The organism is Clostridium thailandense, from assembly GCF_019207025.1.
GTDB classification, from domain to species: domain Bacteria; phylum Bacillota; class Clostridia; order Clostridiales; family Clostridiaceae; genus Clostridium_AM; species Clostridium_AM thailandense.
This window is the reverse complement of the sequence record NZ_JAEEGC010000008.1, coordinates 1-12,797: the sequence shown is the minus strand read 5'-3', so window position 1 is coordinate 12,797 and position 12,797 is coordinate 1. Positions and strand designations below refer to the sequence as shown.

At 29.6% G+C, this 12,797-nt stretch carries 12 protein-coding genes; 11 read left to right on the top strand and 1 reads right to left on the bottom strand.

Features of this window, described 5'->3' with window-relative positions; genetic code table 11:
- Positions 1-107 precede the first annotated feature (107 nt).
- The 6 genes from I6U48_RS02225 (at position 108) to I6U48_RS02200 (ending at position 5,834) form a co-directional block, all read left to right on the top strand.
- Positions 108-1,052 (top strand): efflux RND transporter periplasmic adaptor subunit, encoded by a 945-nt coding sequence (locus tag I6U48_RS02225; protein ID WP_218318770.1) that lies wholly within the window; start codon positions 108-110, stop codon positions 1,050-1,052.
- Positions 1,053-1,092: 40 nt separating this feature from the next.
- On the top strand, positions 1,093-1,755 hold the full coding sequence (locus I6U48_RS02220) for an ABC transporter ATP-binding protein (protein ID WP_218318769.1): 663 nt from the start codon (positions 1,093-1,095) through the stop codon (positions 1,753-1,755).
- A 13-nt stretch (positions 1,756-1,768) separates the two neighbouring features.
- Positions 1,769-2,935 carry an ABC transporter permease gene (locus I6U48_RS02215; protein WP_218318768.1) on the top strand — a complete coding sequence of 389 codons (1,167 nt, stop codon included), beginning with the start codon at positions 1,769-1,771 and terminating at the stop codon, positions 2,933-2,935.
- A gap of 252 nt (positions 2,936-3,187) precedes the next feature.
- Complete coding sequence (locus I6U48_RS02210) at positions 3,188-3,751, top strand: hypothetical protein (RefSeq protein WP_218318767.1); 564 nt, start codon at positions 3,188-3,190, stop codon at positions 3,749-3,751.
- 189 nt (positions 3,752-3,940) lie between these two features.
- Positions 3,941-5,053 carry an acyltransferase family protein gene (locus I6U48_RS02205; protein WP_218318766.1) on the top strand — a complete coding sequence of 371 codons (1,113 nt, stop codon included), beginning with the start codon at positions 3,941-3,943 and terminating at the stop codon, positions 5,051-5,053.
- A 97-nt stretch (positions 5,054-5,150) separates the two neighbouring features.
- Entirely contained in the window at positions 5,151-5,834 is a 684-nt protein-coding gene (locus I6U48_RS02200; RefSeq protein WP_218318765.1) for a GGDEF domain-containing protein, read from the top strand.
- A gap of 299 nt (positions 5,835-6,133) precedes the next feature.
- Here the strand turns inward: I6U48_RS02200 and I6U48_RS02195 are convergent, their stop codons facing one another.
- Complete coding sequence (locus I6U48_RS02195; RefSeq protein ID WP_218318764.1) at positions 6,134-6,343, bottom strand: hypothetical protein; 210 nt, start codon at positions 6,341-6,343, stop codon at positions 6,134-6,136.
- 313 nt (positions 6,344-6,656) lie between these two features.
- Between I6U48_RS02195 and I6U48_RS02190 the strand changes: the two genes are divergently transcribed.
- From I6U48_RS02190 to I6U48_RS02170, 5 genes are all read left to right on the top strand, one after another.
- Entirely contained in the window at positions 6,657-7,352 is a 696-nt protein-coding gene (locus I6U48_RS02190; protein ID WP_218318763.1) for an ABC transporter ATP-binding protein, read from the top strand.
- Between the two features lie 42 nt (positions 7,353-7,394).
- A complete protein-coding gene (locus I6U48_RS02185) occupies positions 7,395-9,884 on the top strand; it encodes an ABC transporter permease (protein ID WP_218318762.1) in 2,490 nt (829 codons plus the stop codon).
- 106 nt (positions 9,885-9,990) lie between these two features.
- Entirely contained in the window at positions 9,991-10,683 is a 693-nt protein-coding gene (locus tag I6U48_RS02180) for a response regulator transcription factor (RefSeq protein WP_218318761.1), read from the top strand.
- A 6-nt stretch (positions 10,684-10,689) separates the two neighbouring features.
- Entirely contained in the window at positions 10,690-11,931 is a 1,242-nt protein-coding gene (locus I6U48_RS02175) for a sensor histidine kinase (protein ID WP_218318760.1), read from the top strand.
- Positions 11,932-12,084: 153 nt separating this feature from the next.
- Positions 12,085-12,765, top strand: coding sequence for a GntR family transcriptional regulator (locus I6U48_RS02170; RefSeq protein ID WP_218318759.1), 681 nt, complete (start codon positions 12,085-12,087; stop codon positions 12,763-12,765).
- Positions 12,766-12,797: the final 32 nt, after the last annotated feature.

Sequence of the window (12,797 nt, the reverse complement as noted above, 5' to 3'; positions counted from 1 at the left end):
CTATAGAATAAAAGTTATTTAGTTAAGGATAAGTTAAGGTTTCAGTATCATAATAGTACCCATAGCGAGGGACATTAAATTTAATTATATAGAAGGGATAGATAATTATGAAAAAAGTAGCTATTAGTATAATATTAGTAGGAGTATTAGGATTTGGAGGATTTGGAGTATATAAAAACATCAATGCTAAAGCAGCAGCCCAAAGTCAAACTTCCCAGTATACCACATCAAAGGCGTCAGTACAGAATATTAAAAAATCAATTTCTGGCTCAGGAAGTGTTCAATCATCATCAACAGATGTTCTTAAAGCAGCAAGTAGAGATACAATAGATTCAGTATTAGTAAGTAAAAATCAGGTTGTAACAAAGGGGCAGGAGCTAATAACTTTTGTAAATGGAAGTGACCCTATTGTAGCGCCTTATGACGGCGTTGTTAGTGATATAAGTGTAAGTGCAGGAGATAATGTGAATGCATCTCAGGCACTTATAACAACCTTTGATAATAAAAATCTTTATACAAAAATATCAGTGGATGAAACTGATTTACCGGATTTAAAAGTTGGTCAAAAGGCAGACATAAAAGTTAATGCTTTCCCAGACGTAAAATTTACTGGAACCGTTAAAGATATCAGCCAGCAAGGAACATACTCTAATGGAGTTTCAAATTTTGATGTAACAATAACCTTTGACAATGTAAATGATATAAAGGTAGGAATGTCTACAGAAGCCACTATAGTTACTGCATCTAAAGACAATGCGTTAGCAGTACCGGTAGAAGCAGTAAGAGATATTAAAGGAGAAAAATATGTCATGATACCTAAAGAAAATGCATCACCAACATTACAAAAGGTTGAGTTAGGTATTAGTAATGGAAGAGTAGTAGAGATAACTAATGGATTAGTAGCTGGGCAGGCAGTTGAATTACCACAGATTAAGAGTTCTTCAAACAATTCATCAAAGCTAAAAGGTATGGGGAACTTCCAAATGATGCAAGGTGGCGGTACAAGAAATAATAAAACATCTGGAAGTCAAGGCAGCAGTCAAAGCAAATAAAGCCTAGTAAGCTTAGCGTAAAAGAGAAAGGAGAATTCAAATGATAGAAATTAACAATTTGTGTAAATCTTACACTATGGGAGATACGGTGGTTAAAGCCTTAGATAATATAAATTTAAGTATAAAAGAAAATGAATTTGTGTCTATTATAGGTCCATCTGGTTCAGGTAAGTCTACATTAATGAATATATTAGGATGTTTAGACATGGCTGATACTGGAAACTATATATTTGACAGCGTAAATATTGATAAAGCAAATGAATTAGAATTAGCTAGAATCAGAAATAAGCAAATAGGTTTTATATTTCAAAACTTCAATTTGCTGAACAAACTAGATGCAGTAGAAAATGTGGAAGTTCCTCTTTTATATAGGGGGATGAATGATAAAGAGTGTAGATCACTTGCAATGGGATATCTTGAAAAGGTTGGGCTTAATGGAAGAGAACATCATAGACCTAATCAGCTTTCAGGAGGTCAACAGCAGAGAGTAGCTATTGCAAGAGCATTAGTTGGAAATCCGAAGATACTACTAGCAGACGAGCCTACAGGAGCATTAGACAGTAAAACTAGCAAAGAAATTATGGAACTTATAAAGGAACTTCATAAACAAGGGCAAACCATAATATTAATAACCCATGATCCCAAGGTTGCAGAACAAGCTGAGAGAGTTGTTACTATAGAAGATGGCAAGCTTTATGCGTAAAGGGGGAAGCTAAATGAGATTTTTTCAAACAATAAAATTAGCTTTAAAGAATATAAAAAATAATAAATTAAGATCTGCCCTTACTATGATAGGGATTATTATAGGAATTTCCTCAGTAATTGTATTAGTAGGTATGGGAAGCGGATCAACAAAACAAATAACTTCTCAGGTTCAATCACTTGGAACAAATCTTATTGCAGCAAACACATCAAGTAACGGTACTAAACAGTTTACTCTTGATGATGTAAAAGATATTGAGCAAATACAAGGAGTGGACAAGGTAGCACCTGTCATATCCACAAATACAACTGTTAAAGTTGATAAAAATTCTCAAAACACATTAGTAACAGGAACTACTAGTAATTTTCTTGATATAAGAAATATGAATGTTGCAGAGGGCAGGTTTATTGCAGATTTAGATGTAGATTATAGAAACAAGGTTGCTGTTTTAGGATCAGATATAGCACAGCAGCTTTATGGGTTAGAGAGTCCAGTTGGAAAAGAACTCAATATAAAAGGTAACACTTATGAGGTTGTAGGTGTGTTAAAGTCTCAAGGAAGTTCCATGGGAAATAACACAGATGATATGGTGATTATTCCATCAACTACAGCTATAGGTCTTGCAGGTACAAGAAATGTTCAGACTGTTTATATAAAATCTTCTGATGAAAAGAACGTTGACTCAGTAACTAATGAAATAAATAGCTATCTAACTAGTTTCTTTAAATCAACTGATAACAATAATAGAGTTATGAGTCAGAAACAACTGCTAGATACAATGAATTCAATCTCCAGTACTATGACATATTTATTAGGTGGCATAGCTGCTATATCCCTAATAGTAGGTGGAATAGGTGTAATGAATGTTATGCTGGTATCTGTATCGGAACGTACAAAAGAGATAGGTATTAGAAAAGCATTAGGTGGGACAAGGAAAGATATATTGATTCAGTTCCTTATTGAAGCGTTAGTTTTAAGTTCATTAGGGGGAATATCTGGTGTACTATTTGGATTAGGAATAGGATGGGTAGTATCGGCTATTGGAATGTCGATGACTTTCTCACTACCAATAGTTGTTGTAGCCTTTTCTTTCTCTTTAGCGGTGGGAATAATATTTGGAATATTCCCAGCTTATAAAGCATCAAATCTTAAACCTATTGACGCTTTAAGATTTGAGTAAATTTAAAGACAATATTATAGAATTTTTATTTGAAAATAGAAAGAGCCTAAAAATGGCTCTTTCTATTTTCCAGTAGATAATGTTAAACTAATATATGTTGCTAAAGTCATTATTAAAATTATAATATTGGAAAAGGAAAAATGAGCTTTTTGTCGAATATATATAATGCTGATAGCGTTGAAATATGAAATTTTCTCATTTGAGTAAATTAAATAAAAATTATTTGCATAAAGAAAGGAAGAAAATATTATTATGAAAATTGAAAATGTAAAAATTTATGATTTAGAGGAATGTGTAAAGGCTAGTAAATATCCTATGGCAGTTGATACAAATGAATGTTCATCGGAAATAGTAAATACTACAGTAAAATTAGCTTCATGTAAAAAAGGAACTGCTCATGATCAGTTTTTAACAGGTATTAGAGTGAATTTTGATTTAACCTTTACAAATAAGGCATGGGTTGAATTAGAAAGATATAGATTTATTGAATTCGTAAGTTCACAATCAACTATGCATAGAATAAGCAAATTTGATTTAAGAAAACAATATAATAAATATGTAGATGAAAGAATTATTAGTATAATGGAAGAATTAAAAGATACATACAACAAAACTCAAGATCCAGAAGATTATTTGAAATTATTGTATTCTAATCCTGCTGGATTTGAATTAACTGCTAGATTGACTACAAACTATAGAGCTTTAAAAACTGTATATTCCCAAAGAAAAAATCATAGACTACCTGAGTGGAGAGAATTTTGCAAATGGATAGAAACTTTACCAAATGCACAAGAGTTGATATTGGGTGATGATTAGTAAAATTTATAAAGAAAATGAATAAAATTGAAGGTAAGTGACAATTATAACTTACCTTCAATTTTATTTATTGAAAATATTTAGGTCTGTTAACTTAGATTATAGTTGGCTAAGCAGTCTTAATTGACAGTTTTGCATTTAATATGTTTTAATGTAAAATATAATATTAAGTGTAAGGATGTGGGGAAAGTGGTTTTAAGAATTAAAGCAATAGATGTGCTAAGGGGATTTGCTGTAGCTATGATGGTCTTATGCAATAATGTTGGGAACGGAGACAGAAACTATGTACAATTAAGACATGTTGAGTGGAATGGACTGACCTTTGCTGATTTTGGATTTCCCTTTTTTATTTTGGTAATGGGAATGACTATTCCTATCGTTATGGAAAAGAGAAAGGCTGCTGGTACAAAAATAAATCATATTATTTTGCAAGTTTTTATTAGGAGTTTAGTATTAGTAGCATTGGGACTGTTTTTAAATGGGTTTCCATTATTTGATTTAAGCATTATTAGGATACCTGGAGTTTTACAAAGAATAGGTATAGTATATTTAATTTCTACGCTAGTTTATTTAGCAATAACACATATTACAGACAAAGATAAGTTAATAATAGCATCTTTAATTACTATTTCGTTAGTGATTGTTATAGGGTATTATATAGTACTTAAGCCCTACGGATTAGAACCTGAGGGAAATTTAGTCGGAAGAATAGATTTTAAATTTTTAAAAGGCCATTTAGCCCTTAAAGCTTCAGATCCGGAAGGAATTCTTAGTACAATAGCATCAGTTTCTACCGGAACATTAGGATGTGTAATAGGACATTTTTTAATTTTTAAGAACAGTACTCCCTACAATAAAGTTTTAAATATAGCAGCTTTAGGCATTGCAAACCTTGCTGGAGCTTTTTTATTTAACAAGATTTTTCCTTTTAATAAAATGATATGGTCAAGTTCTTTTATATTGATAACAGCAGGAGTAGCCGCCTTAAGTATAGCCTTACTTCATCTAGTTTGTGATATTTGTAAGAAAGATGGTATTTTTAAACCATTTATAGCATTAGGCAGTAGTCCTATATTTGTTTATCTAGTTTCAGAGCTTATAAGAAAAACTCTTTGGAAAGTCCCAATATATGATAAACAATTTAAAGAAGCTTTGGGTTTTTGTCCCTGGATAACATTTAAATTTATAACACCTTGGGCTGGTGAATGGCTTGATTCACTATACTTTTCGATATTCTATGTGATTTTGTGGATGTGGATTATGAGTAGGATGCACTCACAAGGTAAATACATAAGGCTATAACAGATTTTGTATGAAATTTAGTAATCATTTTCAATTAGATCTATTAGTAAATATGATACAATGTATATTAAGAATAGTTTAATTAGGAGTACTTTACATGGACAAATTTTTTATAAAATTTACCCCATATATTATAGCAACTAACGTGCTAGCTGTACATTTGCTAGGTTATATATTGACGTTGCAAGTAGAAAAAAGGTGGTATTTTGCAATATGGTTAGCTGTAGCTTTAATTGATGTTGCTTTTGCATTTCGATGTGGCAGGTTAATTCAAAATTTGCATAGAAATGTTTATGAAGATGCACTTACAAAAGTGAAGAATAGAGGATTTTTTTATTTAAGAATGAGTGAAGAAATAGAAAAACTAAAGAAAATTAATTATAGAATTTCTTTATTAATGATAGATATAGATAACTTTAAAGTTATTAATGACACTTATGGACATATTGCTGGTGATAGTTTGGTCAAGCAATTGGCAAGTATTTTAAGCCAAAAGATTAGAAAAAGTGATAATATAATAAGATGGGGTGGGGATGAATTTGCAATAATTCTTCCAGAGAGTACCCACGAAGAAGCTTATAACATAGCTGAGAGAATTAGAAATGTAGTACAGGATTATTCTTTTTACCATAATAATGTATTAATTAAAATGACAATTAGTATTGGAATTGCCTCTGTTAAAGATGAAATAGAAATAGATACTTTTGTAGATTTAGCAGATTCTGCATTGTATAAATCAAAAAGAACAAGAAACTCTGTCACAAATTTGAATTATCAATAAAGGTAATACTACTATTAATAAAAACAAATTAATATATTCACTGATTATAGTAAAGAAAAAAGATTTGGAACAGATATTAATTCAGCTGCAAATGATAGGAAAGTTTTTAATTTAGGGAAAAAAGGAACTCTAAATAGAAGATAATATTTGAAGATAAAACAAGAGCTTGCTTGACATGCAAGCTTTTGTTTTATCTTCAAATATTAATTTTAAGTATAAACTTATATTACTGTAATCTAAATTGAACAACTTGACTTTAGAATTAGATAATGCTCTGGATCTCTAAGAATAAAAAAATTTCATAAAACAATATGCGTTATTTCTTCAGAGGAAATCCTATATTTCTTTGCCTGCGTGTACAAATTATTAAGTCGTACTTCCAAGCTTTTTATTATCCATATGCTTTCTTCAATTATGTACGAGTCATCCGTTGCATTCCACTTATTGTATTCATATTCTAGTCTTTGATTTACTTCATTAATAGCCTCCATGAGATTTTTAGAATCCATAATATCATCCTTTATAATTAAATTAATATTAATAAATAATATGATTATATATTGAAAAAATTGCATAGTTGAATAAAAATAAAAAGGGGGTTGTCTTAAACCTAAGTGTTAACTCTCCGCGGTTCTTCTCTATAGTGTGACAGACCTGTGTGGTGTATACTAGATTAGAGTTAAAAATCTTATATAGGGAACATATAGATTCTTACTAAATTGTAAGATGCTTTTTTGTTTTGTAAGGTAACTGACATAGAGTAAAAAATAATAGATAGCTATAATTAAAATATAGAATTTGAAAAGTATAGGAGAGATAAAAATGGAAATTTTAAAAGTTGAAAATTTAAATAAAACCTATGGGAAAGGTGAAAATAAAGTTGAGGCTCTTAAAGATATAAGTCTACAGGTAAATAAAGGTGAATTTGTAGCAATCGTAGGGGCTTCTGGATCTGGTAAAAGTACACTTCTTCATTTACTTGGAGGATTAGATAGGCCAAGTAAAGGTAAAGTTATAATTGATGGAGAAAGCATTTACAATTATAAGGAAGAAAATCTGGCAATATTCAGAAGAAGAAAAATAGGATTTATATTTCAATTTTTTAACTTAATACCAGTTTTGGATGTTGAAGAAAACATAGCACTTCCAGCACTATTAGATAATGATAAAGTAGATAGAAGTTATTTACAAGAAATCATTGAACTGTTAGGACTTGAAGAAAGAAAAAATCATCTTCCATCAGAGCTTTCAGGTGGTCAACAGCAAAGAGTGTCTATTGGTAGGGCTCTATTAAATAAGCCTTCAATAATACTTGCGGATGAGCCTACGGGAAACCTGGATAGCAAGAATTCAAAAGAAGTTATTGATTTATTAAAATTTACGGCTAGAAAATATAATCAGACATTGATACTTATAACTCACGATGTCAGCATAGCGGCTATGGCAGATAGAGTAATAACAATAGAAGATGGTGAAATAATCTCTGATAAGCATCTAAAAAGTAACTTAGGGGCATAAAAATTGGTGCGTTAAGTGTAAAGAATATGAGGTGGATATAAAATGATAACTGGTTATGAACAACTTACAGTAAAATATTTAAAAACAAGCAGAAAAAGAACGCTGCTTACTATTATAGGAATAGTCTTATCTGTTGCTTTGGTGTGTTCCATTGGACTTTTTGTTAAGGGAATGCAGGCAGCTCAAGTAGAAGATATGAAAAATTCATATGGTTCCTGGCATATTGCTTTTTCGAAAGTAAATGAAAATATGATTTCAAAGGTAGTGAACAATCCTAAGGTTTCAAGATATGGTTTTTATAGTGAAGAAGGAAGTATAAAAATAGGTGAAAAGTTAAAGATTGAAAAAGTAGTTGTAACAGATAAGGCATTAGAACTTGCTCCTTGTAAATTAAAGCAAGGTAGGATGCCAGAAAGTAAAGATGAAGTGGTTGCGGAAAGATGGGTATTAAACTCAATGGATAAAACTCTTAATATAGGAAGTAAAATTAAATTTGATAATAAGGAGTATAAAATAGTTGGTATATTAGAAGATAATATACCAAATCAAGTTAAAAATGAAGGGATGATAGTATCTAAGGATAATAATATTAGCAAGACGAATGCAGTATTATTGGTAGAGATAAGTTCCAAAACTAATTTAAAGAAAGCGGTAGATGAATTAATAAAACTAGGAGAACCAGGAAAATTTCAATTAAATGAATATGTTCTTACCATGGAAGGTGCGGGAAACAATAATTCTGTAAATACTGGTTTTTATATGGTAGTGGCTATAATAATTGGGATAGTAGTAATATCAACTATAGCAGTAATATATAATTCATTTCAAATTAGTGTCGTAGAAAGAATTAAGCAGTTTGGACTTTTAAGAGCAGTAGGGGCAACTCCTAAGCAAATAAGGAAAATTGTATTAAGAGAAGCTACTATATTAACTGCAATAGGAGTTCCATTAGGATTATTATGTGGTATTACAGCAATTTATATAATAAATTTTGTATTCAAATTAATTGGGAAAAACTCTGTTACTATTATAAAAATGGTAGTAGAACCTAAAATTTTAATAATAAGTGTTATAATTGGAGTATTATCAATATATGTATCAGCATTGATACCAGCATTCTTTGCAGGAAGAATTTCACCTTTGGTAGCTATAAGCAGTAGAAATTCTATAACAAAGGAGAAAATAAAAAGAAGAAAAAGTAAAATAAGTGGAAAAATATTTGGATTCGAGGGAGTAATGGCTTCCAAAAATATAAAGAGAAATAGAAAAAGATATAGAATTACTGTATTTTCTATAGTGATAAGTGTTGTTTTATTTGTTACTTTTAAATCCTTTATGGATATGGCGTTAAATATATATACAGATCTTAATGAAGAAAAAAATATACATTTTTCTGTTATACCGGACAGAGCAAATCAAAAACAATCTATATCAATAAATGATGATCTAATTGATAAGATTAAATCAATTAGATCAGTTGACAAAATATACAAAATGTATGAACCTTATAGTTTTCGGGCCGCAATTAATCCAAGCAGCAAAATTAAAGAAATTGAAAATATAAAGGGTGTATATGAAGAAACCGAATTAAAGGGTAGTAATAAAACTTTGCTATCAAGTTCTATTTTGGCTTATGATAACAATTCTATAGAGGTATGTAAAAAATATTTGAAATCAGGAAAAATTGATGTTGACGAATTAAATAAAGAAAATGGAGTGATATTAGTTAAGAAGAGCAGACTTTATAAAGAAAAGGAGAAAAAAGATTATTTTGGACCACTTACTGACTTAAAAGTTGGCGATGAAATAAGTGTTCAATATGATAATAGTTCAAAAGGTAAAATAGAATTTGGAAAAGGTAATGTAAAAAGTGTCAAGGTCATGGCCATACTTGAATATGATCCTTTTGTAGGCCCAGGAAATAAACTAAAAATGATTACCACTGAAAACGTCGCTAAAAATTTAACTGGAGTAAGAGATATAAAGCCTGAAAAATTAAATATATTGATTAAAGATACAAAAGATGAAGAAACAGCCAAAACACAAATAGAAAACATAGTAAATTCAAATACTTCATTAAAAGTGATAGATAACATAGATAATAATAGAACAACGAAATCAAGTATATTAATGTCTAAGATATTAATATATGGATTTGTTATAGTAGTATCTTTAATTGGAAGTGTCAATATTATAAATACAATAACTACAAATATTATATTAAGAAAAAGAGAATTTGCTGCACTAAAATCTATAGGGCTAACCCAAAAGGGGCTGAAAAAAATGATCGTATTAGAAGGGGTACTTTATGGTATTGTTGGTAGCATATATGGTTCGATTATTGGTTCGATCATGTCCTTTATACTGTATAGAGGATTATTTAGAGTAAGAGAGTTCAGCTGGAGTGTGCCTTGGAATGCAATTGTTATTGCAGGAATAGCAGCAATAATAATTGCATATATTTCGGTGTTGTCACCTCTTTCAAGGATTAAAAGGGAAAATTTAATTGAAACAATCAGAGAGGATTATTAATAAATGAGGCTGTTGCACTTTAGGTTATGTATATTTGTAAAGTGCAACAGCCCTATTTAACTAATAATACAAATATTGTATTATTAGTATATAAGAGGTGAGGCATATGGATAAATTATTATTAGTTGAAGATGATGAGTCATTGGCAATGGGGATAGAATTCACATTAAAGGATGAAGGATATGAGGTTTATAGGGCATCAACAGTTAAGGAAGCACGATATATATTTATTGCAAAGAAATTAGATTTGATTTTGTTAGATGTGAACCTACCTGACGGAAATGGATATGAATTATGCAAATATATAAGAAGCAAAAGTGAGATTCCTGTAATATTTTTAACCGCTTGCGATGACGAAGTAAATATAGTCTTAGGCCTAGAGATAGGTGGAGATGATTATATAACTAAACCCTTTAGAGTGAGGGAACTTTTGTCTAGAATAAAGGCTACTTTAAGAAGAAATAGAACTATAGCTGTAGGCAATAAATTAAAGAGCGGCAATATAATGATAGATACTTCGAAAGCATTAGTAAAGAAAAATGAAGATGAACTTATACTTACAGCACAAGAATATAAGCTTTTATTGATATTTATGGATAAGCCAGGAATCGTGATGAAGAGGGATGAGATATTAAAAGAATTAATAGATGAGGAAGAGTGTTTTTTTGATGAAAATACGTTATCCGTTTATATTAAAAGAATAAGGGAAAAAATTGAAGATAATCCTAAAGAGCCAAATTATATAATTACACAAAGGGGAATGGGATATAAGTGGAATAAAGAGGTTACTAAGGAGTAGAAAATGATGAAAGAATACTTTGTTAATCCTGAACTTAAGATGAGTTCAGGAATGATCATATTTTTAATGATTTTATTTTTTTGCATTACATCTGTCACGTTAAAATTACATCATGATAGGTTAAAAGATAATTATATTAAGGTGCTAGGAGCTATTACTGAAAGAGTGACAGAAGAGAATCCTAAACTTGAAAAAGAAATTATACCGCTTATTACGAAAGAAATTTCTAAGGAGGATTCAGAAAAAGGTACAAAAATTTTAAAGCAATATGGCTTAACTAAAGAATTGGAAGATCAAATTTTTCCGTATATAGATAATACTATTAAAATGAATAATTATTGTATCATACTTGTATTTATTTTTATGTCATTCATTTTCTTTTTATTTAATTATTTTCAATATGTATTTTTTTATAAAAAAATAAGAAATTTAACTATGTGTGCAAAGAAAGTAGTTGAAGGAGATTATGATTTAGCCATTAATGAAAATATAGAAGGAGATTTTTCTAAATTATCAAGTTCATTTAACTCCATGAGAGGAATAATTAGGAGCAACATAACTGCGCTTAAAAATGAAAAACAATTTCTTGTTGATTTGTTATCCGATATATCCCATCAACTAAAAACTCCTCTTTCATCAATGGTTGTATACAATGATATTCTGTTAAGTAAAGAGTTGACTAAGGAACAAAGTAGAATGTTTTTAACTAATAATCAAAACCAGCTTAAGAGAATGAACTGGCTAATTAAAAGTATACTTAAACTTGCTAAACTTGACGCTGGTGCTATAGAATTTGTAAAGGAAAATGTAAGTTTAAATGAGAGTATAGAAGAATCAGTGGATGCGTTAAAAAGTAAATCAATTGAAGGAAATATTGAGATAATTTTTAATAAAAGTACAGAAATATTTTTTGAGCATGATAAATTGTGGATGGAAGAAGCATTTATTAATATTATTAAAAATGGAATAGAACATACTTTAGAAGGTGGAAAAATAACTATAACTATTATAGAAAATCCTATCTACAGGAGGATTATAATAGAGGATACAGGTGAAGGAATTAAAGAAAGTGACTTGCCAAACATATTTAAAAGATTTTATAGAGCAAAAACTTCAAGAAAAACTGATTCTGTAGGTATAGGATTGGCACTAGCGAAATCTATTATTGAGGCGCATAATGGATTTATTGAAGTGCAAAGTAAAGTGGGAATTGGAACTAAATTCATTATTACATTTCTTAAATATTGATATTAAATTAAAAAAATATCACAATTCTACAATATAATTCCAATTATTGTGATAAAATAGAAATAAATGATAATATAAATGTCAATGGATATATTTTTCGAAAAATTAAAAACTATTGATTTTAGTTATATTTTTAAAGGGGGCAAAATTAGGATGGAATATGAACTTTCACCAATAAAGTTTGACAAAACGGGATATATTAGAGATTCAGTGTTTTCCATTTTGCGTAATGCAATTCTTGATGGAAAATTAGAACCAGGTCAGCGACTTGTGGAACGTAATATTGCAGAGCAATTGAAAATAAGTAGGACTCCAGTTAGAGAGGCAATCCGTAAACTTGAATTTGAAAAATTGGTAACTCATATTCCACGAAAAGGAGTTGTTGTTTCAGGATTTACCAAAGAAGATATTAAAGAGATTCAGTTAATGAGAGTTGCATTAGAAGCTCTTAGTTGTAGCATTGCAGCTACAAAAATAAAGAATGGTGAATTAGAACGATTAAACTTAGTTAACAATAAAATGTTAAAAGAATATAAAGAGGGTAATATTGACAAATCTATTTTAATGAACAAAAAGTTTCATGATATTATTTGTAAAGCTGCAGAAAGTCCACATCTATATTATTTTATAAACACACTTCGGGGGTATATTAACAGTTTTACAAAATTAACATACACTAAGCAAGGACGTCTTGAAGAAGTATTTGAGGAACATAATAAAATTATTGAGGCTTTGCGCAATCATGATAGTGACAAAGCATATAATTCCGCAAGAACACATGTAGGAAAAACAAGTGAAGTATATTTGACAATGTCCTATTCAAAAGATATATAATTTATTAATATTTTATTTATTAAAATGGTATA